The 24,161-nt window shown below is 52.7% G+C and carries 25 protein-coding genes and 2 pseudogenes; 10 read left to right on the top strand and 17 right to left on the bottom strand.

Annotation, left to right across the window (positions count from 1 at the left end):
- Window positions 1-483: 483 nt before the first annotated feature.
- The 5 genes and pseudogenes from GW591_RS06815 to GW591_RS24070 all read right to left on the bottom strand — a co-directional run.
- Window positions 484-702: a DUF7661 family protein gene (locus GW591_RS06815; protein WP_013575645.1), complete on the bottom strand. Its 219-nt coding sequence runs from the start codon at window positions 700-702 to the stop codon at window positions 484-486.
- Between the two features lie 55 nt (window positions 703-757).
- Entirely contained in the window at window positions 758-1,276 is a 519-nt protein-coding gene (locus GW591_RS06810) for a ClbS/DfsB family four-helix bundle protein (RefSeq protein ID WP_013575644.1), read from the bottom strand.
- A 193-nt stretch (window positions 1,277-1,469) separates the two neighbouring features.
- A pseudogene (locus GW591_RS06805) lies at window positions 1,470-1,757 on the bottom strand (DNA mismatch repair protein MutT); the annotation flags it as partial.
- The gene (locus GW591_RS06800) at window positions 1,736-2,047 is read right to left on the bottom strand and encodes a PTS sugar transporter subunit IIB (RefSeq protein ID WP_119261682.1); all 312 of its coding nucleotides are present in this window, start codon (window positions 2,045-2,047) and stop codon (window positions 1,736-1,738) included. The gene GW591_RS06800 and the pseudogene GW591_RS06805, both read right to left, overlap by 22 nt.
- A 271-nt stretch (window positions 2,048-2,318) precedes the next feature.
- Window positions 2,319-2,393: pseudogene (locus tag GW591_RS24070) on the bottom strand (glyoxalase); the annotation flags it as partial.
- Between the two features lie 218 nt (window positions 2,394-2,611).
- On the opposite strand from GW591_RS24070, the gene GW591_RS06790 reads away from it, so the two are divergent.
- Window positions 2,612-3,361 (top strand): hypothetical protein, encoded by a 750-nt coding sequence (locus GW591_RS06790; RefSeq protein WP_166860380.1) that lies wholly within the window; start codon window positions 2,612-2,614, stop codon window positions 3,359-3,361.
- Between the two features lie 122 nt (window positions 3,362-3,483).
- On the opposite strand, the gene GW591_RS06785 is transcribed toward GW591_RS06790, so the two are convergent.
- Entirely contained in the window at window positions 3,484-4,320 is an 837-nt protein-coding gene (locus tag GW591_RS06785) for a MipA/OmpV family protein (protein WP_013575642.1), read from the bottom strand.
- A 206-nt stretch (window positions 4,321-4,526) separates the two neighbouring features.
- On the opposite strand from GW591_RS06785, the gene GW591_RS06780 reads away from it, so the two are divergent.
- Genes GW591_RS06780 through GW591_RS06770 form a run of 3 tightly spaced genes read left to right on the top strand, consistent with a single transcriptional unit; the run spans window position 4,527 to window position 7,080 of the window.
- Window positions 4,527-5,204 (top strand): response regulator, encoded by a 678-nt coding sequence (locus GW591_RS06780; protein WP_013575641.1) that lies wholly within the window; start codon window positions 4,527-4,529, stop codon window positions 5,202-5,204.
- The gene (locus tag GW591_RS06775; protein WP_112152427.1) at window positions 5,204-6,592 is read left to right on the top strand and encodes a sensor histidine kinase; all 1,389 of its coding nucleotides are present in this window, start codon (window positions 5,204-5,206) and stop codon (window positions 6,590-6,592) included. Before GW591_RS06780 ends, GW591_RS06775 begins: the two co-directional genes overlap by 1 nt.
- 50 nt (window positions 6,593-6,642) lie before the next feature.
- Window positions 6,643-7,080 (top strand): hypothetical protein, encoded by a 438-nt coding sequence (locus GW591_RS06770; RefSeq protein WP_173362073.1) that lies wholly within the window; start codon window positions 6,643-6,645, stop codon window positions 7,078-7,080.
- A gap of 219 nt (window positions 7,081-7,299) precedes the next feature.
- Here the strand turns inward: GW591_RS06770 and GW591_RS06765 are convergent, their stop codons facing one another.
- The gene (locus GW591_RS06765; protein ID WP_013575638.1) at window positions 7,300-7,743 is read right to left on the bottom strand and encodes an Lrp/AsnC family transcriptional regulator; all 444 of its coding nucleotides are present in this window, start codon (window positions 7,741-7,743) and stop codon (window positions 7,300-7,302) included.
- Between the two features lie 124 nt (window positions 7,744-7,867).
- Between GW591_RS06765 and GW591_RS06760 the strand changes: the two genes are divergently transcribed.
- The 3 genes from GW591_RS06760 (at window position 7,868) to GW591_RS06750 (ending at window position 9,553) form a co-directional block, all read left to right on the top strand.
- Entirely contained in the window at window positions 7,868-8,428 is a 561-nt protein-coding gene (locus GW591_RS06760; RefSeq protein WP_013575637.1) for an RBBP9/YdeN family alpha/beta hydrolase, read from the top strand.
- 60 nt (window positions 8,429-8,488) lie between these two features.
- Entirely contained in the window at window positions 8,489-9,238 is a 750-nt protein-coding gene (locus GW591_RS06755) for an alpha/beta fold hydrolase (protein ID WP_166860377.1), read from the top strand.
- Window positions 9,239-9,343: 105 nt separating this feature from the next.
- Window positions 9,344-9,553, top strand: coding sequence for a DUF6434 domain-containing protein (locus GW591_RS06750; protein ID WP_013575635.1), 210 nt, complete (start codon window positions 9,344-9,346; stop codon window positions 9,551-9,553).
- A gap of 296 nt (window positions 9,554-9,849) precedes the next feature.
- On the opposite strand, the gene GW591_RS06745 is transcribed toward GW591_RS06750, so the two are convergent.
- Window positions 9,850-10,602, bottom strand: coding sequence for an SDR family NAD(P)-dependent oxidoreductase (locus GW591_RS06745; protein WP_013575634.1), 753 nt, complete (start codon window positions 10,600-10,602; stop codon window positions 9,850-9,852).
- Between the two features lie 176 nt (window positions 10,603-10,778).
- Here GW591_RS06745 and GW591_RS06740 point away from each other — a divergent pair, with 176 nt between their 5' ends.
- Window positions 10,779-11,636, top strand: coding sequence for an AraC family transcriptional regulator (locus GW591_RS06740; protein WP_121019622.1), 858 nt, complete (start codon window positions 10,779-10,781; stop codon window positions 11,634-11,636).
- Window positions 11,637-11,704: 68 nt separating this feature from the next.
- Here the strand turns inward: GW591_RS06740 and GW591_RS06735 are convergent, their stop codons facing one another.
- Window positions 11,705-12,583 (bottom strand): LysR family transcriptional regulator, encoded by an 879-nt coding sequence (locus tag GW591_RS06735; RefSeq protein ID WP_081481099.1) that lies wholly within the window; start codon window positions 12,581-12,583, stop codon window positions 11,705-11,707.
- 130 nt (window positions 12,584-12,713) lie between these two features.
- Here GW591_RS06735 and gstA point away from each other — a divergent pair, with 130 nt between their 5' ends.
- On the top strand, window positions 12,714-13,319 hold the full coding sequence (gene gstA, locus GW591_RS06730) for a glutathione transferase GstA (protein WP_121019309.1): 606 nt from the start codon (window positions 12,714-12,716) through the stop codon (window positions 13,317-13,319).
- Between the two features lie 564 nt (window positions 13,320-13,883).
- On the opposite strand, the gene GW591_RS06725 is transcribed toward gstA, so the two are convergent.
- Window positions 13,884-14,456: a cytochrome b/b6 domain-containing protein gene (locus GW591_RS06725; protein WP_013575630.1), complete on the bottom strand. Its 573-nt coding sequence runs from the start codon at window positions 14,454-14,456 to the stop codon at window positions 13,884-13,886.
- A 460-nt stretch (window positions 14,457-14,916) separates the two neighbouring features.
- On the opposite strand from GW591_RS06725, the gene GW591_RS06720 reads away from it, so the two are divergent.
- Window positions 14,917-16,545, top strand: a complete 1,629-nt coding sequence (locus GW591_RS06720; protein WP_126124907.1) for a dipeptide ABC transporter ATP-binding protein — start codon at window positions 14,917-14,919, stop codon at window positions 16,543-16,545.
- Here GW591_RS06720 and GW591_RS06715 read toward each other — a convergent pair.
- The 7 genes from GW591_RS06715 to GW591_RS06685 all read right to left on the bottom strand — a co-directional run bounded on the left by GW591_RS06715 (window position 16,538) and on the right by GW591_RS06685 (window position 24,092).
- A complete protein-coding gene (locus GW591_RS06715; protein ID WP_166860374.1) occupies window positions 16,538-17,407 on the bottom strand; it encodes a sulfurtransferase in 870 nt (289 codons plus the stop codon). The two genes, GW591_RS06720 and GW591_RS06715, sit on opposite strands and share 8 nt — an antisense overlap.
- Window positions 17,400-18,398: an ornithine cyclodeaminase gene (locus GW591_RS06710; RefSeq protein ID WP_166860371.1), complete on the bottom strand. Its 999-nt coding sequence runs from the start codon at window positions 18,396-18,398 to the stop codon at window positions 17,400-17,402. Before GW591_RS06710 ends, GW591_RS06715 begins: the two co-directional genes overlap by 8 nt.
- A gap of 1 nt (window position 18,399) precedes the next feature.
- Window positions 18,400-19,398: a 1-aminocyclopropane-1-carboxylate deaminase/D-cysteine desulfhydrase gene (locus tag GW591_RS06705; RefSeq protein ID WP_112198620.1), complete on the bottom strand. Its 999-nt coding sequence runs from the start codon at window positions 19,396-19,398 to the stop codon at window positions 18,400-18,402.
- 63 nt (window positions 19,399-19,461) lie between these two features.
- Window positions 19,462-20,844 carry a M20 family metallopeptidase gene (locus GW591_RS06700; protein WP_166860367.1) on the bottom strand — a complete coding sequence of 461 codons (1,383 nt, stop codon included), beginning with the start codon at window positions 20,842-20,844 and terminating at the stop codon, window positions 19,462-19,464.
- The gene (locus GW591_RS06695) at window positions 20,841-21,755 is read right to left on the bottom strand and encodes an ABC transporter permease (protein ID WP_013575624.1); all 915 of its coding nucleotides are present in this window, start codon (window positions 21,753-21,755) and stop codon (window positions 20,841-20,843) included. The genes GW591_RS06700 and GW591_RS06695 overlap by 4 nt, the downstream gene beginning before the upstream one ends.
- Before the next feature lies 1 nt (window position 21,756).
- On the bottom strand, window positions 21,757-22,602 hold the full coding sequence (locus tag GW591_RS06690) for an ABC transporter permease (RefSeq protein WP_013575623.1): 846 nt from the start codon (window positions 22,600-22,602) through the stop codon (window positions 21,757-21,759).
- A complete protein-coding gene (locus tag GW591_RS06685; RefSeq protein WP_015689958.1) occupies window positions 22,599-24,092 on the bottom strand; it encodes an ABC transporter substrate-binding protein in 1,494 nt (497 codons plus the stop codon). The genes GW591_RS06690 and GW591_RS06685 overlap by 4 nt, the downstream gene beginning before the upstream one ends.
- Window positions 24,093-24,161 lie beyond the last annotated feature (69 nt).

Genomic DNA, 24,161 nt, shown 5'->3' with positions numbered 1-24,161 from the left:
CAGTGCCACTAGCATTGATAAAAACTACCAGGACCTGGTCAGGGATTGATTGTCCTCTAATATCATAGACGACCCGGCAAGTTCGAATGTGCGATGGAAGCTGTGATAGTCCGTAAGATATTCTGGCAATATTGTACGCAATACTGAGTCTTATAGATTCCGGGGATGCCAGGCTGTGGCTGGCTACAAGTAGAAACTCTCCATGTTCATCATTAATAAACTCTGGGGTAAACATCACACCTCCCTTTTATTACCTTCGCCTATTTCTGTCAATTGAATGCCTTTTCATCAAAAAATTATCATAGCAGGTATCCTGACCGAAAAACGATGTCCGCTTCTCACTGTGCCGGAGGCGGACATGACAAGCAGCACAGCGTATTAGTTGTCGATGGTGAGGAGGCGATGTCCGGATGGCGTGACAAAATATCTCTATTAGTGAATGCTCCGGTTAAGCGGGATACTTACGCATGCAAGCCAGATTTCTTATTCGACACGCTTCACCTCCGGATGACGCTCTGTTGCCGCCTCATGTAAAATGTCATCAAGCCAACCTGGAATTTCTGCCTCTGTCAGATCGTTCGGAATTGCGATGTCGTAAAGCCGGGAAAATTTTCGCTCTGTCAGGTCTGCGCGGAATACAAGCCAGCGCTCCCCCTCACGTTTGATCCCAAGGTGTCGTCCAAAAACGTTGTAGATCAGCATTATTAATCTCCTGGCATTTTCATCAAAGTAAAGGTGACAAATTCACAGAGTTTTTTTATTTTAAGCTGATACTATTATTTTTCGCCCATTTCCTTAATCTGCCATTAGCATTGGCATAGGGAGATGATGTGTTAAATGAGATCATTCGCCCCATAGTCCATTTTGTGTACCATGGTTTAGCATACAAAGCGTCATCAGTGAGCCCATCAATAAGTTTCACTATTTCATCTTTTACTTCCTCGAGCTCAGTAATTAACGCGTTATAATCCAATTCGCTATAATCAGAGTAAAATTTTTGCGCCAGAAGCCCAAGTTGATTCCACTTAAAACCGGTTTCTGGAAAATTAACAGGCAATCCTTTCCCGTCGGAAGTGATCCACTTTACAACCAGAGTGTTCCACCCGAGCAGATAGGAAACCAGATCGCGAACACTCATTTCCGTGCCCTTGCAGTGTCCATCCATTGAGTTATCTAAGGTGAGTTCGGGGGGGATGGCATTAAGATAACTGATTAATTTATTGAAATTTTTATCGATTGCTAAAAGCAATTCAGATTTTGTTTGCGGCACATTCATACAGCGTTACCCCGCACTTCAGAAGAGATCCATAAAGACGCCATGTGCTGTTTAAATATCAATCAATTATGTACTTCCTGGCACGAAAGGGGAAGTCCCTGTAAACAGCTCTCTCTTTGTTCAAGGCACATGAATCACCAGAGGTTTGAGGCTATCAGGGGCTGCGACAGCAGCCCTGTGCCAGAGGCGGAAATCAAGGTATTTTCGATACATTAAATACTAGGGAGTCGGTTAACTTGCTTTCAAGTATGTTAATGATCAAATCGAGTGGGAAGATTATTTCATCGGTATGTCTGAGCTCTTCTATTGTCCACCAGTAATGATCGCGAATAACATTTTTTTCGTTGCTACTCCACCTTGAGCGATCAATATCTGATTTATTTGTATTAATAATAAAGAAATGCTCTTTAGCAAGAACAGTCTCCCCACCTGGTAGCATCATTGTGAAGGTTCTGGATGCTATCTGCGGTCCTGCATCTGTTCCATCACAAACGCTAAAACTTTCTCCGCGTTGAGTGACGCATAGGGCAGACTTTCAATAATTGCAATTGAACGAGAGTCCCCGACAATTTTTTCAATCTCGGAGACCTTGTACTGAATGTGTGGCGCAATCAGAAAACCGTCGAAAGCGGGAGCTACACTGGCAAAATTATCCAGACCCACAGCGCTAATAATGAGATTGTAGTCCTTTTTTTCTGCCAGCAACTGCATCCTTTTGGCGAGAGAATTTGCTGTATTACCAAACAAACAACATATCAGAAGCTTTTTCATATTTTTACCTCCTGAGAATTGTTCACAGAATAATACTCGACATGCTCATAAAACGAGCTCTGCATCTTATTTGCATGACAAATCTCCAGCAGAGTTGATGTAACTCAGGAAAGACGAACCTGCCGTATTGTTGGACTGACGGGATGCATCTGGATCTTTTGTGCAGCCGCTTGTCTACGACGTTTCGTCATTGGGCCTTTTGTCAGCTGTTCGCTCGAAGCAGCCTGATGGGCTTCACCTACAGCAGTTTGGTGCCTAAAGCGGACATTGATTAACCCCGGAGCCAGGGGGTGAAAGTAAATCCGGTAAGCAACCCTTCAGGGCTGAGTAGCCGAGTGACTGTTTGCGCTCATAGTTCTGTGCAATCACTTTAGTTTTTTATTCAAAAAAATTGATGAAAAACACATTCACTTACATTTGTTTACTTAAAGCAGGCGATTTTAGAGAATACATTACACAAAGAAAATGTGGCTATCCTCCTGCCGTAAAGAAACAAAAAAATACGTGTCAAAATGATTTGCATATTTAATTTTCCATTTATGTTGTGAAAAGGAATTCAAAATAATGAGACATGTCCATTTTAGTATTTTTTCCATTTTTAATCATCAAGTGATGGCTTCAGCATTTTTGATTGTCTTTTTATTTTCCCCGGCACCATGTGGAGCATATGAGGAGATCGATCTCCCGGACGTGAAGGCTCTTTTAGATCCTCCTGAAATATATAGCAGGGGGGATGTGCTTTATTATAATGGAAAAATTACAGACACTTCTTACGTTGCTGTTTTGAATCTAACCATAAATCATGACATCAAAAAAATATCTATAAATAGCATTGGTGGTGATGCCAGAAATGCTATGGAGATAGGTGACTACATCTACAAAAATGGCCTCAGTGTTGATGTACGTAGTGTTTGCGCTTCTGCCTGTGCTAACTATATTTTCCCGGCCGGGAAGAATAAATATCTAGGTAATAATTCATATCTTCTGTGGCATGGTGGTGTCAACGGCCCTGAGAGAGAAGTAACAGTATCAGGAAATATTTCTAAAGATGATTTTTTTATACTTCAGGAATTTAAAAAATTAAAAAATGATGACATTGCATTCTATAGAAGAATTGGTGTGAACATCAGGGTGTCATTTTGTCCGCAATTAAAAGATGACTATAAAGAAAGATTTCCGGAGAAATGGTTTTCATACCCTCCGGAAGACTTGGAAAAATTTGGTATAAAAAACATTCACTACGCCATTTCAGCTTCTCAATGGGTTCTCTCCATGAGAAATAAGCACGTTATTTTTGCCAGTTACTGTAATTAGGAGAAACAACAATGCTTGAGCTTTCTTTAAGTGAAATCCTTACGTCCTTTGTGAGTACCGCCCCATCATCTGTATCGGGGCGGATCGAGTGTGTATTTATTGACAGTGCAATCGAACTACGTTCAGAAGCTATATGTCACTTTCAAGCTTCCAGTGGGCGATGCTTTTCGTTGAACAATCGGGCTGTTGCGTGCATCACCAGCCAACTGCGTAAAGCCTGTTGCGGCAACCACGCTCCAGTCTTGGTTGAACTTGTGTGTCCAGTCCATATTCAGTGAATAGGCATAAATCCCGGAACCGGCATCATATTGACTAAACCCCGATGCGGCTGACTGTGATGAACTTACCCCGTAGTAAGTTTGCATATAGTTGCCTGTTCCCCAACTGCTGGTCAGCGCCATCGTCACGGTATTTTCCGATGAGCTATAAAGCGGGCTGATAATGCCGAAATGCAGGGCCGCGCCATTGTCCCGCTGAGAAAACGGCACCTCAGCCTGCAATTGCAAATGAAGCCAGTCGGTGACCTTATACCCCAGACCCAATGCCCCGATAGCCGAGCCTTTGATATCGCCCATACCCCGCAAGTCGTCACTGCCATCGCTCAGTGAGTCGCTGTCCACGTCATGATCCTTACGGCCTGCGCGATAGCTCAGCGCAGTACTGTAATCCAGCTTGCCGGTGCTGTTGCCGTAACCGATACCCCGCGTGGTACTCACGAAGAACCCATTATGCATCGAGTAATCAAGCACCAGGGCTGTCGTGACGCGGTTTTCATCCGAACCAGAATAAAGTGGCGTAACATCCACGCCTCCTCCCAACGTTAAGGCGTTACCCTGTTGTGGTTCTGCCGCAAGTGTTGGGGTGGCCAGTAACGCCAGCAGCGCGCCCGGCAGCATTTTTATCAGGGTGCGTCCTGAGAGTGAATAGGGGAACTTATGACGCAGTTCGAAGTTGCTCATTAAAGAAGTCCTTATGGATTCAAACGATTACGATACAAGCGGGTTTTAAACGCCAGAACGCTCAGTTTGAATACGCACCCTAAAGTTCTCATGAGCTAAAAATGAAGAAATACTTAAGCACGTACCGGTGACACAAACCTGATAAATTTCCTGATACCGTTTTTTTCTTCAGACGTTCTTCATTCACTGTTGATAACGTAACTATTGTGAAAATTCTCCTCATCGAAGACGACCTGGATCTCGGCAACGGCGTACGTATTGCCCTTGCAGATCAAGGATTAGATGTCATATGGGTTCGCCGCAAAGTGGATGCGCTGCATCAACTCGATGCCTGCGTGCCGGAACTTGTGTTGCTCGACCTCGGACTGCCCGACGGCGATGGCATGAGCCTGATGGCGTACTTGCGCCAGCAGCTCAAGGGGATCCCCGTCATCATTCTGACCGCGCGAGGCACCCTGCAGGATCGCCTGTGCGGGCTGGATGCCGGTGCTGACGACTATCTCGTCAAACCTTTTGTTCTCGCCGAGTTGTTGGCCAGGGTAAGAGCACTTGCGCGACGCAGTTACGGTTTTGAGAATGAGGTGATAGAAATTCGTGGGTTATCTCTCCACGTGCCGACTCGTCGCGTGACAGTGAGCGCGCGGAATGTTGAGTTGACGGCAAGTGAATACGCGCTGCTTGAAACTTTAATGATGCGCACTGATCGCGTGCTTACACGAAGGTTTCTGGAAGAAAGGATATTCGGCGCAAAAGAAAATATGAGCAATGCACTCGATGTGCATATGGGTAATTTACGTCGCAAAATCGGCGACGGTTATGTCCGAACGGTGAGGGGCGTAGGGTATGTCATTGATACCGTACCGATTCAGAAAGGGGCTGGTTGATGCGAAATTTTTGGCGCCACCTGAGAACTCCAACGCTCGTACGGCGAATTATGATCGCCCAGATGCTACTGCTTACACTGCTTTGGTGTCTTTTTCTGACCTACATTTTGTGGGAGAACTTGCGTAGCCCCCCGATGCTAACGGGCAGCAATACCTACGAAACCATTCTTACATTGGTTGATCGTATGGATGATCGCCCGCAGGATCGCAACGCGGTGCTGGAAAAGTTCAGCACCGCGTTGCGGGAAGGTTATGGCGGAGGTGAAGATCCGAAACTGTCAATCAGCCTAATCGTTCGGAAGAATAAAGAGATAATTTATTCATCTGATGGCGCTCCGTCAGGGGTGACAAACACCCTGTATGGGAAAATTCAGAGCATTCAGAGTGAAGGTCGCACCTGGACTAGCCGTACTCTCAAGTCCGGGAGATCCGATGCGGAGGTAACACTTGTCACGCCTGCCGGAGGCTGGAACTTTTTTATATACCTGAACTCGCGTGGATACTACATATTGCCGCTACTGGTGTGCATTCCTTTTCTTTTGTTTCCCGCGTGGCTGTCAATCCGTATTGCAATGCGACCCTGGAACAAGGTGATAAATGAAATTTCCTTACGAACTTCAGAAGATCTCTCTCCCTTAAAAGAAGTGCCAAAGCACATGGAGCTTCGCCAAATGGTGGACGCTACTAATCTATTTCTTGCCAGGGTACAAGAGAGTTCTGATAGGGAACGGGTTTTCATTGCAGATGCCGCTCACGAACTGCGTACCCCCCTGGCTGCGATGCGAATCAATGTGGAGGCGTTGCAGTCCTATGTAAGCAGTAATAATCAACAGGAGTTGCTGGCAGGGATTATTCGCAGCAATAGCCGTGCAGCGCGTCTTGTCAATCAGTTGCTACTGATGATGCACAGCGAAGTGCGTATTGACACTGTTATGGAGCCTGTGCCGCTGACAACGCTCATACAAGAGCGAATGGCTGCACTGGCACCGCTGGCGGCTGAGCGCAGGATTGAGCTCGAATTCTACTCTGATGATGAAGTCTGGATCACAGGCGTCAGGGAACGCCTGATGTCGCTGATTGATAATTTAATTGAAAATGCCGTGAAGTACAGCCCTGAGGGCGGACGGGTTGAGGTAGATGTACGATCACTTGATAAATCTACTCAGCTGCGTGTTTCAGATGCAGGGCCCGGCATTCCATTTGAATTGAGGGAGCGCGTGTTCGATAGGTTTTTTCGCGATCCCAATCAGATACAAAGCGGGAGTGGACTGGGGCTTGCCATAGTCAAAGCGGTTGCGCAGCAACACAACAGCAGCGTATGCCTGAGTACGTCTGCAGAAGGTGGGCTCATGGTTACTGTTGACTTTCCAAACCACAAGTCCGCCTGAAAGAAAACATGATTTTGATACCAGCCCAGCGGAGGGCCTCTGTCAGAACAATGGAGTTGAAATTGAAATATTTGACGCTGTCTACACTATTATTTTCTATCTCAATCAGCGGGTGCGCCATAACCGTCAGCGAATTAAAAAGCAGTCAATCATCCTATGACGGCAGCTTCACGAGCAAGACGGAGCCCTCCGATACCTATCGAACCTTAAGGCACATGGCAAGGCAGTGCCTGGAATATGAGGCATATTCAGGAAATCCGGTCATCGTATTAAGCGAGTTTGACGGTGAGCGCAATGAAGGTGAGATCAATCAAAAGCTCCTTGCGCAGGGACTGTTGATTAACAACACGCTAATTGAAATAGAAAGACATGATGGGGACAAAGCACAGGTCAGCCTATACACAACCAAGAACATCTTGAGTGTGGGCATCAGGTCGCCAAATATAAGTGATATCAAGCGCTGGGCTGACGGCGATAGATCTTGCTAGAACGACACTCTCGTCAATACCGTGAAGCATCTCAGGCCATATGACTTAATCCCCCGTTGATTTACACACCGCGATTTAAGTAATGCCTTCATCAGTAATGAGAACAACTGCGAACGTCTGCTGTTCGCTCTCAGCAGCCTGATGGGCCTCACCTACAGCAGCTTGGTGCCTAAATCGGACCTTGCTAATATCCTGCCATGTCGATCAAATGTGAGCCGGTCACCCCGGGCGCACAGGCACCTGTTTACGCACTGCGTTAGACAGAACTAACGATGTGGTCACTGAACCATGAACCGCCAGGGCATCGACAACGGCTTCCAAATCAGCCGGTTGAGAAAAAACACAACGCACGATGAAGCAGTCCTCTCCTGTGATCCTGTCAGCTTCTATCACCTCAGGGATATCGTTAAATAACGCCAGATAGTGTTTGATGTATTGGTGGGTTGTGCGTACTCGCAGGATCGCCTGTAATCCCAGTCCAATCTCTCGCAAATTGACGCGTGCGCCGTATCCTTCAATGACGCCTGCACTTTCGAGTTTTTTGACCCGTTCGCTCATCGCTGGCTGCGAAAGGCCAATGCATTTGCCCAGAGAGGCCAGACTCTGACGTGCGTTCATTTGAAGTGCTTCCAAAATTTGCCGGTCTTTGTTGTCAAGCTCCATGCTAATCCTTTGCTCAAAATGTAGATGAATCATCGGTTAATCGGGCTGTATTTCGATGACTTGCCATTCAGGAACGATGTGTCATTCGCCTACATTATGTGAACACCTCTTTGGGAATCAAGACATGACATCTCCAATATTGCTTCTTCCGGGAATTGGCAACTCGGGCTCAGGACACTGGCAAACGCTATGGACACAAACTGACGCGTCAATGACCCTCATTTCGGGACAAGACTGGGATCATCCGGTTTGCGAAGAGTGGGTCGAAAATTTAGAAACTGCCGTCAGAAAGACCGGGCCAGACGTCATTTTAGTCGCCCATAGTCTTGGCTGCCTGCAGGTTGCAAACTGGGCACAATATAGCCGCACGGTGGTGAGAGGCGCGTTGCTGGTCGCGGTACCCGATCCCACACGCGATGTGTTTCCAGAAGAGGCTAAGGGGTTTAGTGTTCCCCGGAGTGAAAAGCGTTTCGCATTTCCGAGCATGATGATTGCCAGTTCCAATGACCCTTATGCCGATATCCATTACAGCCAGTGCTGTGCCGATGCCTGGGGCAGTAGTCTGGTCAATATCGGTGAGCGAGGGCATATCAACGCAGCCAGCGGACTCGGTGACTGGCCTCAGGGGCGTGCATGGTTAAAAGAGCTTATTGGCATGTCCATAAGCGCCTGCGGATATAAATAAATCCACTTAAAGGCTCGTTAAACACAAAAAATTCACGCCACACCTGTTACGGAAAGCTAAATGAACAATTCGTCCAACACGCCTGTCATATTTATCAACGGCTTAATAGGTACTTTGAATGATCCGAAATTTCACAGACCGCTGGGCGATCGGCCCGTTATTGCTCCTGACCTTAACGGCTACGGCGCACGCAGCGATATACCTGTAGAGAAAATAAACATCTGGGGGCAGGTGAAACGGATTTATGAGGTGATCCAGGCCGAATATCAGGGATCCGCCGTGAGCCTTGTGGGTCATTCTGTCGGGGGCGCTGTGGCCTACGCGTTTGCGCATAAATATCCCGAATGCGTTAAGGAGATTGTCAGTGTAGAAGGCAACTTCTCTCTTAAAGATGCGTTCTGGACATCCACCATCGCGAAAATGACATTAACGCAAGTCGAATCCATGTTGGCGGAGATGCAAGGTTCGCCAGAAACCTGGCTGGAGGGCTCCGGAATCGATCCGCAGTCTGACAAAATACAAATCGCGACAATCTGGCTTAAACATCAGCCAGCTTCAACGCTGCTTGCCATGGCCCGGTCAGTTGTCGAGGTCACCGGGGACCCTGGCTATCAAACTCTGGTCAAAACCGTGTTTACTTCTGTCCCTGTGCATTTACTGGCGGGTGAACATTCAGCGAGTGGCTGGGATGTTCCCGACTGGGCAACTCAGCACGCGAAAAGTGTCACTGTCATGCCTTCAACGGGTCATCTCATGATGTTACAGGATCCCACAACCTTCGGCCAAAGAGTGGCAGAAATACTGAGTTGATAGCAATTAACTTCAAAACAAGCTTATTCTTTCACTTAAACATATCTTTAAGCCCATTTAGTATCCTAATTTCTAATCAACCTCTTCATCATAGGAGTGAGTAAATTGAAAATTGATTGGCATAGCTCATTACTGACCAGTGCCACTAGCATTGATAAAAACTACAAAAATACGCAAAACGTTCGTCGTTTCATGATTAAGGAGTGTGGCGAAGATTTTCGATTCGATCGTGAATTTATGATGTGGATACGTAATGATGATCCAAAAACTTTGGGTGATGTTGTAAATGAGTGGAAGCGCAGACATTCGTTTTAATAAGCCGGGGTCAGCGCCTCGCTCACAGCGGACAGTCCGTCCGCGTCGGGCTGCTTTGTGCCAGGAGCGGACGTTGCTAACATCAGCAGGTCCATTGCGCACAGGTATTGTGCCGCGAGAACCATCACTAAACCAAGCGAGCGTCGCCCCGACAAAGGGGCAACGCTCTGAAGCGTTAAAGGTATGGGGATCTTCCAGAAACTGAATTGAGATTCGGGGGGTTGATTGGAAAGAAGGAGATTTCAGAAGTCACTCAAACGTTGAAAGCCACCGTATAGGCGGCTTAAATTCAAGGATTAGTAGCCCACACCGCGCACACCACCCGCAGCCCGGATGGATTCGCCTGTTACCCAATGTGAGTCTGCAGATGCGAGAAAAACGGCGACGGGTGCGATATCGCTGGGTTCGCCGAAGCGACCCAATGGTGTTCCTGCAAGCAGCTTCACCCCGAGTTCTCCCGCGAAATTTCCGTCGGTTGCCGGTGTGTTGGTATGACCAGGCAAAATTGAGTTTACGCGAATGCCGCGTGGTCCTAGCTCACGAGCCAGTGCAAATGTCATTGTGTCGACCGCCCCTTTGGTTGCTGAATAGACACTAGAGGCAAGGTAAGGGTCGGTGCTCAGAATGGAACTAATGTTTATGATGCTACCACCCGCATCACCAAAATGTTTTACCGCCTCCCTGATTGCCAGAAAGTAGCCCAAAACATTGACGTTGAATTGCTTGTGGAACGCATCTTCCGTCATATCGGAGATCATTTCGAATACGGCGACGCCAGCATTGTTGACCAAAACGTCCAGCTTGCCATGGTCCGCCTTAACCTTGTCAAACAAACGGACGACGTCTGCCGACTTGCTCATATCCGCTTGCACGGCAAATGCTTTTCCTCCCGCAGCCTCTATTGACGCGACGACGGTGTTGGCACTCTTTTCGCTACTGGCATAGTTCACGATGACAGTGGCACCCTCTGCGCCGAGTGCGTTTGCAATGCCAGCGCCAATACCGCTTGACGCGCCCGTTACAACGGCGACTTTTCCAGGTAACTTCATTTGGTAACCTCTTGTTTAACGTATGTGCCTGAGGCGAATCACCTCGGTTGACAAGCGTTATCTTAAGGCGGTCACTCGCTCATAGGCGTGCCTGATCTTCGCATATCGTTGCCTATTCTTCTCGTTTGATTGCAGCGCAGAAGCGTTGGCGTATATTGGACGACATGACTGATACAATGAACGAATTGCGCGACTTAGTGATGCGTGCTGAAAATGAATGGACCGCTACCGGTATTCCCCGCGTAAAGATGGTCAGAGCAGAGGCTTGCTCGGACCAGGTGTATGAACCGATGCTCCATCTGGTCTTACAGGGCACTAAAAACCTGTCCATTGGCAATCAGGTTCTTTGGTTCGAACCAGCGTCCTATACGCTTATCCCAATCGACGTACCAGCTATAGGACAGATTCATTCTGATGCCCCGAACCGGCCTTTTCTGGCTGTTGGCTTGACTTTAGACCCTGTGGTTATCGCGACTATGTTCGGTGACCTTTGCGATACCCGGCCAACCCTGCGTGAACCCGATTTCTCGGCTACTGCCGCGTCCCCGGAAATGATGGACGCCTGGCTCCGGATGATGCGGCTAGTTGATCGCCCGGACGAAGCGGGGATTTTGGCGCCGATGATCGAACGGGAAATACTCTTTCGGGTTTTTCAAGGTCCACACGGCAATATGCTCAGGCAAATCGCGCATGCTGATAGTGGATTGTCACAGGTTCGTCGGGCGATCGACTGGATACGCGTGCACTTTACCGAACCTTTCCTCGTGGAAGATCTGGCGGCTCTGGCTGGGATGAGCGTTGCCGCTTTGTATCGCCATTTCAAAGCAGTTACCGCCATGACGCCGATCCAGTACCAGAAAAAGCTTAGACTTTTGAAGGCTCGGCGGCAGCTCATATTCGAGCCAGACGCAGCGGCTGCTGTGGCCTTCTCCGTCGGTTATGAAAGTGCCTCCCAGTTCAGCCGGGAATATGCGCGTATGTTTGGCATGCCACCCGTACGTGATGTGACCCGATTCAAAACCCCGATAGTTTGAAACATGTTGATTAGGTTTTATGGGTGAAGTTTATGTGCTCCGCAGTGACGCCGTAGCCTGCACTTTACTCATCCTCCTCTTTTACGCAGCCCTTGCAGTAATGCCTGTGTCGCACCAGAAGACTTTCCGGATGGCGAACAAACAAGACAAAATTCACGGTGTATAGAAGGTGTCACCGGCAGCACGCACAGGGCTCGCAATTCAGCTGGCAGGGCAGATTCCGGAATCAGCGTCACACCCATGCCTTCACGCACCAGCATGCAGGCGCTGACCCAATCCCGTACTTTTACGCGTACATCAGAGAGCTGCAAGCCTGCCTGCTCCATCAGACTTTTTCCATTAACGACACATCCGCCTGTCGCGAGAATAAAGGGTTGGCCTGCCAGTGCCTCTAGCGTTATGCCATCCGCCTTTGCATTCTGTCCCTGCGGATGACGGGATGGCATGACCGCCACCCATGCATCCTGTCCCAATACAACGTCTGCTCGTCCCGGTTCGGGATTCATGACCACACCCAGATCCACAGTGTCTGCTGCAATCCATTCCTCCACTTCCTCGTCTGTACCTTCCAGTACCACCACGTCGATGCCCGGATGCAGACGCTTAAAGTCGCGCAGCAGCCCAGGCAAAAATGTGGACGTCACCGAGGGAAAACTGGCGAGGCGAATGCGTCCGCCCTTTAAACCGCGGCTCTCATCAGCCAGCACGCGGATGGCGTTCAGCCGTTCAAGCATTATCCTTGCCTGTTCGATAACCTGCTCACCCAGCGCGGTGACGCCGATGTGTCGACGCTCACGCGTGAACACCGGGAACCCAAGTGAAGCCTCTAACTGAGCGATAGCCTGACTGGCGCCGGACTGAGTCATTCCCACCTCTTCAGCGGCGCGTGAGATATTGCTGGCATCCGCCACGGCGACCAGTAAACGCCAGTGCAAAAGATTCATCATAGGTATCAGTAGCTCAGCTAATAGTTAATTTATGAATCATTAATTTTACAGCACGAGACACATTACGCACAGTGTGTTCAGGAACGGCCAGCACATTGCTAAAAAGCTTTTCAATTTTATCGGAGAGACCATGAAACTTTATTACGCCCCTGACACCTGTTCGCTTTCACCCCACATCGTGTTGCGTGAGCTCGGGCTTGAATTTGAACTGGTCAAAGTGGACAACAGAAGCAAGCTCACCGCAGACGGACGTGACTTCCGTATCATTAATCCAAAAGGCTATGTCGCCGCGCTGGAACTGGACAATGGTCAGATACTCACCGAAGGGCCGGCCATTGTGCAATACCTCGCTGACTTGAAGCCGGAAAGGGGGCTGGCACCGCGAGCGGACAGTTGGGCGCGAGTGCGTCTGCAGGAATGGCTAAACTTTATCACCAGTGAAATACATGCGGGCTCCGCACTGCTGTTCAACTCCACATTGCCTGAAGACGTCAGATCGCTCTTTCGTGAAAAGCTCTTCCGGCGGTTCGATTATCTGCAGGATACGCTCAATGAAAAAGCCTATCTGACGGGCCCGTCGTTCAGCGTTGCTGATGCTTACCTTTTCACTGTGCTGGGTTGGTGTAAATTCTTTTCCATCGAACTGAATCGCTGGCCTGTATTAACGGCGTATATGGCAAATATCAATGCGCGTCCTGCCGTGCAGGCTGCCTTACTTGCAGAAGCATCTCAATAAGCCCGATAAAGCTTATGGCGGATGCAAATGTCTGACAGGTGCAAAGTAAAAGATCCGCTTCCCGCTGCCCAGTGACATCCTTTTTGTGGGGCGTTCGTTTAGTGCCAGAGCGGACGTTACAGCTAAAACCCGTCCTGTTCTTGAAAACATCACTAATAAATGGTCGATTTTAATTCTCACGTTTATTGCATTGTACGAATGGGCGCTGGAGCATGGAGCAGAAATGGAACGGGCCCAGGAGGTGTACGACTCGTCCCGGGTGAAAGAGATTTAGAACTCTGCGGCCAGCGCGAGACTTTCGCGGGCAGAACGGGGGAATCTGGTCGCGTTACAGCTTCAGGAAGCCCCGGTACGGTGGAGCAGGTTTGACAGACAGCATTTGCCCGGAGGTCTCTTGAGGCCTGATGCATTCAGGCCGGAACAATAATTGCGCATTCATGGGGGGTAATAAACGACAGGAGATCGCCTCATCCGCGGCCAACCCCAGCGAGCGTGGCTTTTCGCGCCAAAGGCGATATCACATCATTAAAAATGATTAAATGTCATGACTCAGCCTGCAATAAGTTAATCATTAATAGCCGGTGAGTGGTTTTTATATCGTTCAATTAACAGGTGTAAAATCCCCATTGCACCGTGCGCATAAAAATAGACTTCAATAAAAGTAGTAAGGAACTTATGCCACCCGATAATTTTATCCGCTAAATCAGATTCAACAGTATTGAGTAAGAACCATAATCCACCCGATATGGCTACGCATAATAACGCCAGAACACCAAGCCCCTGAATAGTACTGGCAATGCCACCGGAATGGGCTTCAGGTAAGCGATATTTCATCAGCGTATTGATATCTTGTTTAATACCCTCAAAATCCAGCTTAGCCCAGGCAAAATAGTAAGTAAAACCTCTCTGGGTCATCATCCAGCCAAGCATCAGGAAGCCACAGATAATCAGCCCTGACCCGGAAATTACATGCACCCAGGTTATCACGCTGTCCAGGCCATGCCCGGCAAGCGCTTCAGTTTCAGTAAAGTTGGAGTTGATAATTTGTGAAAGTATTAAAAGTGCCACAACGATGTGCAGGGCACGAAAAAAAGGGGCGTACTCATGGGGTAACATATTCCAAATTCGTGATTTCATAGCGATTGCCTTAATGGATTGATCGACATTCTGAATCTTACGAAAGAATTATTAGCTTAACCTTAATTTTAAAATTATTTGCCAACACGTTCTCATTCCGTCAACGTGGCAATAAATATTGGGAAGTGATAACTATTATTATTACCATCGGAATTTTGGCCTATTAACTGAACCCATGGGCAAACGCGTTTTGCCGGGATTATTTATGCTATCTGGCAAATAACGCACCCCTGTTGCTGTCATTTCAGCCCGACGACATTATTTCCTCATGCATGCCCTTAACCTGCCTTTTCTGCGAATCCCTCCGGCAGGCAGCCGGCAGGTTTTTGTGACTGAGGGTGAAACCCTGATAAATCATGATTAATTAGCAGAAATTAATCTATCGACGGCGGTCTTTAAGGTTGTCGGCTGAGAATATACGATATATTCTCAATGCTTAATTCTTCGCCGGATCACCGCCATGACGACTGCCAGACCCTTGCTCGACGTTCGCCACCTCGCCATTCATACCGATGCCGGATTACCGCTGGTCAAACCGCTTTCCCTGCAGGTGAATTGCCGTGAAATGGTGGCGCTGGTGGGGGAATCCGGTTCCGGTAAAACGCTGAGTTCGCTGGCGCTGATGGGATTGCTGCCGCCGGGTGTGAGTATGACGGGCGGTGAAATCTGGCTGGCTGATAAACAGATTGCCAGCCCGCAGGGCGCGTTTGACACGGCTGTGCGCGGTAAACGACTGGGGATGATTTTTCAGGAACCGATGACCAGCATGAATCCGGTGCTGAAAGTCGGTGAACAGATAGCTGAAGTGCTGGTGCGCCATCTGGGATTGGGCTGGAAGCAGGCGCACCGTGAGGCCATCGCTTTGCTGGATCGGGTCGGGATCCAGAATCCTGAGCAACGGGCGAAACAGTATATCCACCAGCTTTCCGGCGGCATGCGTCAGCGGGTCATGATTGCCAGCGCCATCAGTTGCAAGCCGTCGCTGCTGATTGCCGATGAGCCGACCACTGCGCTGGATGTCACCATTCAGGCACAGATTCTGGCGTTGCTGCTGGAATTGCAGCAGGAAATGGAGATGGGCGTGCTGCTGATCACCCACGACCTGAGCGTGGTGGCGCGTTACGCTGACCGCGCTTACGTCATGCATCAGGGAAATCTGGTGGAAGCAGGGCCGGTGGCAACACTGCTGACCGATCCGCAGGAACCTTACACCCGCAAACTGATCGCCGCTTCCCAGCCCGAACCGCGTCCGTTCAGCGCAGAAATCAGCGCGGCATCGCCGCTGGTGCGTTTGCGTGAACTGACCAAAAGCTATCCGCAGGCGCAGCGTTTACCTTTCATACCGGCAAAACGGCAAACGGTGCTTTTTCCGACGTCGCTGGATATCCGTCGCGGCGAAATTCTGGGGCTGATCGGCGAATCCGGTTCGGGGAAAACCACGCTGGGGCGGGCGATCATTGGCCTGACGGAAACTGACAGCGGTGATATCGAATTTGATGGCGTTTCCCTGACCCGCGCCAGTCACGCCACGCGGCAGAAAATGCGCAGCCGCGCACAGATAATTTTCCAGGATCCGTACGCCAGTCTGAACCCTAAAATGACCATCGGTGAGCAAATTGCTGAGCCGCTTCGTGTCTGGAAATTGCGTCCTGCCGGGCAGATTCAGGCGCGGGTAGATGAATTACTCACGCTGGTGGGGCTGGAAGCGCACCACGCCAGCCGGTTGCCCGGCGCATTTTCCGGCGGTCAGCGTCAGCGCGTGGCGATTGCCCGTGCGCTGGCGTTAGAGCCGGAACTGCTGGTGGCGGATGAAGCCGTGTCGGCGTTAGATCTCTCGGTTCGCGGGCAGATCCTGGCATTGCTGGATGAGCTCCGGCGACAACTCGGTCTGACCGTGCTGTTTATCAGCCATGATCTCGCTGCGGTAAAACAGGTGTGCGACCGCGTGGTGGTGCTTTATCACGGCAAAATCGTGGAGAGCGGGCTTACGGCGCAGGTGCTGGGCGCGCCGCAGCATCCTTACACGCAAACTTTACTGGCGGCAGCGCCGGATATCAGGCAGGCGTTGCAACTGCGCAACGTCAGTTAAAACCCGTCAGCAGGGGCAGTTCAGGATGTTCCGCCCATTCATGCCAGGAGCCGACATAAATGGCCAGTTGCCTGTAACCCGCCAGTTGCAGGGCGGTGAATACCGTGGCGGCACGTGCGCCCCGGTGACAATAAATAATGATCCGCCGGTCGGGATGCAGTCCGGCTTTCTCCGCGCGATGGCGGATTTCTCCGGCATCCTGAAACGCGCCGTTATGCACCACATCCTCCCAGAACAGCAATCTTGCACCGGGAATTCTTCCTGCCCGGTGACAGCATTCATGCGCAAATTCACCGCTGAATTCGGACGGACGCCGGGCGTCGAGAATCTGTGCGCCTGACGCCTGTGCCGCAAGCACTTCCGTCCGCGTGGCCGTCAGCGAATTAAGTTGCGCGATCACCGTACTGTCTGGCGCACGGTAATCCGGATTTTCTGCGCTTATCACTGCGCTGTTGCCGGTTCCCGGCATCAGCTCGCCGCCTGCGCGTTGCCAGGCATCCAGCCCGCCATCGAGCACCAGCGGCTGGCAGATGCCGCCGCACAGCGCAAACCACGCACCGCGCGGGGAGCGCATGCCGACCTGTTGTTCAAAGAAAACAGGTGTGACGTTGTCACGGATGTCCAGCGACTGCCAGGCACGCTGAAAGGCATTGAACAGGCTGTTCACACCGGCTTCAGTGCTGTCGGGAATAAAGTAATCATAAACATTCAGATGATGCGCGCCCGGCAGGGTTGCGGCCTGCCACTGAGCGATCTCACGCACATCAATCAGCGCGAACTGTTCGCCATTTTTGTGGCGTTCACGCAGCTCTGCGGCGCTGATAATGATGCGCGGCAAGGGGAAAGCAGAGTAATCAGGCAAGGTAAAATGACTCCGGAAAAAGCGGTAACAGCGTGCCGGTTCCCCGCTGCTGCGCGAGTGCCAGCACACGGGCCGCCAGGGCGATGTCGAAAACGTTGAGGCCAAACGAGGAGAAATACACACTGTCATCCGGCGCAGGTCGCCAGCCATCGAGCAGCAGATTGCTTAAATCAGCATCAACGCGATCCGGCGAAAATTGCCCGGCGCGGTACATCTGGAAGAGGCTTTTGGCGCTGGTTTCGCAGAAATCTCCCCACAAATCGACCACCACTTTTGTGGCGAGGGCAATCGCCTCAAACGCGACTTCGTGATAACCCACCTGAATAACCAGCCTTCCGGGGCGGATTGCCTCCGCGCCCAGCAGCGGTTCGGCGGCGCTGGTGCAGGTGATTACGGCGTCGATGTCTTGTGCGCAGGCGTGCGGTAAACCGGTGATTCGGACCAGCGGCCACGGCAGGTTGTCGCTGTCTGGGGCAAAAGCAGATGCGCTGCGGCTCCACCAGCTGACCTGTTGCAGGTCCGGGAAAAGCTGACGCAGCATATCGAGATGCGCCGTGGCCTGCACGCCGGTGCCGAGCAGCAGAACGCGTTGTACGGGTCGCGGCGCGGCATGGCGTAACGCCAGCGCCGAGACGGCAGCGGTGCGGGTGGCAGTCAGCGCGGCGCTTTCCACCAGCCCGAGTGGCAGACCGTTATCTGCGCGGTTAATCAGCGTCATCGCCATCGCCTGCGGCAGCCCGTCGTGGGCATCGGGGCGATGTGCCGTCCATTTCACGCCAGCGGCATTGAAACGACCGCCTACGCAGGCGGGCAGCGCGTAGGCTTTTCCCCGCGCACCGGCAAGACTGACGTGGGTTTCCGCTGGCATCTGCGTCTGTTGCTGGCGCATTAAGGTGACAACGTCACGCACATCATCCAGCGCGGCCTGCGCCTGCGTACCGCCGAGCGCCATGACATCCCGCTGATTCAGATAGCGAAAACCCTGCGTCATCTCAGTGCTCCAGCAAGGTCTGTGCAAACGGATACAGCGCCGGTGAGCCGCCACAGTGCACGAAAATCACCCGTGAACCGGCGCTGATTTTGCCTTGCTCCACCAGACTGATCAGCCCGTGCATGGCTTTGCCGGTGTAGACCGGATCCAGCAGCAAACCTTCGGCCTGTGCAACGCGGTAGATGGCATCAATGCCGCCGTCAGAGGGCACGCCGTAGGCGGTGCCGACAAATTCGTCTTCAATCCAGATATCGTCAGGCGTCCAGTGTTGCGGCCATTCCAGCAAATCAGCACAATCCTGCGCCATGGCAGAAATTCGTGTCCGGAACCATTCCGCTTTGGCGCTTACGCTGATACCCACGATTTTGGTGTCCGGCCAGTATTTACGTGCGCCGACATACAGCCCGGCCAGCGTACCGCCGGAACCGGTCGGCGCGACAATCACGTCCGGCGGCAACTGATGACGTTCTTTAAGCTGGACGTCCATTTCTTCGATAGCGCGCACATAACCCAGCGCACCGAGCGGCGTGGCGCCGCCGAGCGGGATAATCAGCGCTTTTTCACCGCGTTCCTGTGCCGCGTCGGCATGGGCATTCATCGCCCCTTCAATCTGGGTGAAATAGCCGTCAGGGTCGAGAAACTCCAGCTCCGCGCCGAACAGTTTATCGAGCAGAAGATTGCCCTGATAGGTTTCCGGCTGATGGCCGCGCAGCACCAGCACCGGTTTCATGCCGAACTTACGCGCCGCCGCCGCCACCATCCGGGCATGGTTGGACTGATGCCCGCCGGTGGTGATAACCACATTGACCTGCTTGCGGCAGGCATCGGCCATCAGATATTCCAGTTTGCGGACTTTATTACCGCCGCCGCCGAATCCGGTGTAATCATCACGTTTGATATCCAGCGTGATGCCGAGTGAGTCGCCGAGTGTGCTCAGGCGTTCGAGCGGTGTGGGGAAGAATCCCAGTGAAACACGTTCAAAATCATCTGCTTGTTTCATCATAATTTTCCTGGTGATTATCTTTTAAAACATTCCCGGATGTTGACGCAAAGCCTCGCCGGATTATTCCGGCAAAGCAGAAAAAGGGGTGTCGCGGGCGTAAAAACGGATCCAGTCGGTGACGGATTGCTGAAAGCGTTCCAGCCCGCGCAGGGTGACAAATTCATTCACGCCGTGCGCATTGCCGCCGTGGCCGAGGCCGCCAATCAGAAAGGCCGGTGCGATGCGGGCAAAGGTATACGCCGGTGCGCAGCCGGGTGCCCACGGCCAGACCTGCGGTTGCGCGCCCTGAGCCTGATAGCTGGCGAGCAGGGCATCGACGCCGGGGCTGTTGCGCGGGAAACGGTGGCCGGGGTAACTGTCGTCCAGCTCAAGTTCCACGCCGTCGAATTCCGCCCGGCTGAGCGTCTGGCGGATTGCCGCCAGCAGGTTTTCACCGTCAATGCCAGGCGGTACGCGCAGCGCGAGTTCCGCGCTGGCGCTGTGCGGGATCACGCCCCGCGCCTGTTGCGGATCACTGCAGATTTCTGAAATGTTGAGCACCGCGCCGTTGATCAGTTGTTGCAGGCAGGCCAGCGTATCGCCGCTGACCGATAATTTTTCACTGCGGCGAAAGTGTAGTTCATCGCTGATGCTGAACTGTTGCGCCAGGGTATGCAGCAGCCGGTTTGCCGGTTCATCCACCGTCTGACGGGCGATGACGCCGCTGTTTTCGGCGGGTGCAATGGCATGAAGGGCATGAACCAGCCGCCAGACGGGATTGGCAATCCAGTTGGCGTTACTGGCATGGATAGCCGCGTGAGGGCCACCCCATGCGCCGCCGCTGACCCGTAAACGGCCGCCGCTCAGTCCGCTGAAACCGAGATACACGCGAGGTGCGCCGCCGCCGTATTCACACAGCGAAGGGAAAAATACCGCCCCGGCGGACGGCACCGGACAGGGTTCCTGCGCCAGGTAACGCCGTAACCGGCCACTGCCCGTTTCTTCCTCGCCTTCGAGAATGATCTCGAGATTAACGTCCGGCCCGCCTGCGTCACACAGCGATTTTATCGCCATCAGCATGCCTGCCAGTGGCCCTTTATTGTTCTCTGCGCCGCGTGCGATATACACCGCACCGGTGCCCGGCCATTCGGTAATACCGCCGGTAAAGGGCGGGAATTCCCAGCCTTCATCCGTGGCGGGCATGACGTCGTACATGTTGTACAGCACCAGCGTTTTTGCCGCCTGACGCTCAATGCGCATGTGCACCAGCGGCGGCGTGTTTTCGTCGTTCTGCTGGCTGACCGGCAATACCGGCACGCCGTGCAGATTCTGGTGTATCCAGTCTTCCAGCCACTGCGCCAGCTCACGCTGCGGGCTGAGCTGGCCGGAAACGCTGGCGAACGGCGTCATCGCATGGAGCAAATCGAGCGTCGGTTGCAGCGCCGGGGGAACGGGATGTGTCACAGGCGGATCCTCGGATTGAGTACCACATAGAGCAAATCGATAATCAGGTTGATGCCGACAAACACCAATGCAGCAAGCAGCACAATGGCCTGTACCAGCGGGAAATCACGGTTCTGGATCGCCTGAACGGCGAGGCGACCAATACCCGGCCAGGCAAAAATGATTTCGGTCACCAGCGCACCGCCAAGCAGCGAGGCGAAATACATTCCCTGCACAGTAATGACCGGGATCAGCGCATTGCGTAAACCGTGGCGAACCACAATCCGCCAGCGGCTCAGCCCTTTGGCGCGGGCGGTACGGATGTAATCTTGTTGCAGAACGTCAATCAGACTGGCGCGGATCAGCCGCGCAATGGCGCTCATGTAATACGCGCCGAGGCTGATGGCAGGCATCACCAGCTGACTGGCGCTGCCATAACCGCCGGACGGCAACCAGCGCAGGTTCAGGCTGAAGGCGATGATCAGCAGCAGGCCAAGCCAGAACACTGGCACCGCCTGACCGCTGAAGGCCAGCAGGCGTGAGACCAGATCCCATAGTGTGTTCTGATATAACGCGCTGACGATGCCGAGCAGCAAACCGGCGACGGTGCTCCAGAGCAATGCGGTAATGGCCAGCAGCAGGGTGGCGGGAACGCGCTGGCCGATGAGTTCGGTGACCGGCTGGCTGTAGCGCAGTGATTCGCCCAGATCGCCCTGTAAAACGCCGGTCAGATAATGCCAGTACTGCCACGTCAGAGAACGGTCAAAGCCCATGCTGTGGCGGAAATTGTCGATTTCCTGCTGGCTGGAGCCCGGCGGCATCATGACCGCAGCCGGATCGCCGGTCAGGTGCAGGCTGTAAAAAATCAGCAGCGACACGCCAAACATCACCAGCACTGACTGCCCGAGGCGTTGCAAGATATAACGCAGCATATCAGTCGAGCCTCGTGTGGGTTTTACGCAGCAGGCTGTCGCCGAGCAGGTTGCAGCCAATCACCAGTGCGGCAATCACCAGCCCCGGATACAGCACCAGCCACTGTGCGAGCAGCATATAAGAACGGCCTTCGCCGATCAGATTACCGAGCGTCGGCGTCGGCGGCTGAATGCCCATGCCGAGAAAACCAATCGAGGCTTCCAGCACGATCAGGCGCGGAATATCCAGCGTCAGCAGCACGATCAGCGGGGTCATCAGACTGGGCAGCACATGGCGCAGCAAAATGCGCGGAGTGGAAAATCCCATGGCTTTGACCGATTCAATAAATTCCAGCTCGCGGATTTCCAGCGTTTTGGCACGGGCGACACGGGCATAAATCGCCCAACTGGTCACGCCCATGATCACAATGATATTGGTGAGTGACGCGCCGAACAGCGCCATCACCAGTAAGATCAGCAGGATGAACGGCACCGCCAGCTGGATGTCCATCAGGCGCATGATCAGCGCGTCGAGCCAGCCGCCGGTATAACCGGCAATCATGCCCAGCGCCGAGCCCGTCACCGCCGCAATTAACGCTGCCAGCAACACCACCATCAGCGAAAGTCGCGTACCGGATAAAATACGCGACAGCAAATCGCGCCCCAGTTGATCGGTGCCCAGCAGATGATGGCCGCCCGGCGAGGAAAAGGCCGCAGCCAGATCATTGGTCAGCGGATCCGGCAGGGGCAGCCACGGCGCCAGCAGCGCCGGGACAATCACCAGTAGCAGCAACAGTCCGCCGAGGAGCCCGTCGCCGTAAAACCGGCGGCGGGATTTCCTTTGCAGGGTTGTACGCAGTGAAATCATTTCATCCTCAGGTCAAACAGCGGGATCCGCGAATCGGCGCGGCCGGTGAAGGTCACGTTGTCGGCACTGGCATACAGGGAATCTTCTTTGTACAGGGGAATAAGAGGTTGCTGACTGGCGACAACCTGCTGTATCTGCTGCAAAATCTTCTCACGTTTGGCCGGGTCGACCGTGGTACGACTGCTGTTCAGCAGGGCATCCAGTTCAGGCGAATTCACCGTAGAATACGGCTCGCCGGAGTGCAGGATCGGATAAAGCGCGGCATCGGCGTCCAGCGTCTGTGTTGATCCCCACGCCAGCATGTACATCGGTGCCTGTTTCTGCGCCGCGACCTGCTGGGTATAGACCGACCATTCCGGCACTTCGAGTTGCGCTTTCACGCCGATGGCTGCCAGATCCTGCACAATCGCCTGGGCGACGTCTGCACTGGCAATATAACGGCGGGGTGCCTGGAAGCGCAGGGTGAAGCCTTGCGGATAGCCCGCTTCTGCCAGTAACGCTTTGGCTTTGGCGATGTCCTGCGCCGGTGCAGGGATCGCCTCATAGCCAAAATCTTTCGGTCCGGCCATGGTGCCGGTCGGCGTGCCGAAACCGTGCAGTAAATCGCGGGTATAGGCCGTGCGGTTCAGCGCCAGTGATAACGCCTGACGGACGCGCACATCATTCAGCGGTTTCTGGTCGTTCTTCAGTCCGAGGTAAATGGTCAGTCCGCCATTTTTTACCTGTTCGAGATGCACGCCCGGTTTATTTTTCAGCGCCGGCACCAGATCGGCCGGTACGCCATCAACCAGTTGTACTTCGCCGGTCAGCAGGGCGGTGATGCGCCCGGTGGCCTCCGGGATCGGACGCCAGGTGACGGTATCGATGGCGGGCTTGCCGCGCCAGTAATCCGGATTGGCCTGCATCACCACTTTTTCATCGGGAATAAATGCGGTGAGGGTGTACGCGCCGGAACCCACCGGTTTGCGGGCAAATTCCGCAGCACCGACTTTGGTGACATACGCCGGTGGCACAATATAGGTCGGGTAGCGACTCATGCGGGTTGGCAGCAGCGGGTCGGGGCCGGTGGTGTGGATTTTCACCTGATAATCGCCGGTAACTTCCACGGATTTGATGGTGCGGATATACGAAATGGTCGGCGCGTGATTCGCAGGATCCAGAATACGGTCGATAGAGAATTTCACCGCCTGCGCATTGACCGGCTCGCCGTCGCTGAACTTCACACCCTGACGCAGGGTGAACTCCCAGGTGGTATCATCGGGTGATTTCCAGCTTGTCGCCAGCCCCGGTTGCAACTGCATATTGGCGTCGCGCAGCACCAGCGTATCAAAGAGGTTATCCACCAGTGTGGCAGACTCTTTCAGGAAACCCGGATCCATCGCCGTGGCGGAAGCTGGCTGGGCGATCACCAGTTCAGAGGCGAAAGCAGCCGGTGTTGTCAGGCTGATAAGCAGGGCCAGTGAAGCCGGTTTAAAGGCAGGTATTCTCATTACGGTCATTCCCAAAGTGAAGCCGCCAGAAGAGTTGACGGAATTAACGTGAAGGTTGTGCGTCACAAA

It is taken from the genome of Rahnella aceris (assembly GCF_011684115.1).
GTDB lineage: Bacteria > Pseudomonadota > Gammaproteobacteria > Enterobacterales > Enterobacteriaceae > Rahnella > Rahnella aceris.
This window is presented reverse-complemented; position numbering and strand designations above follow the sequence as displayed.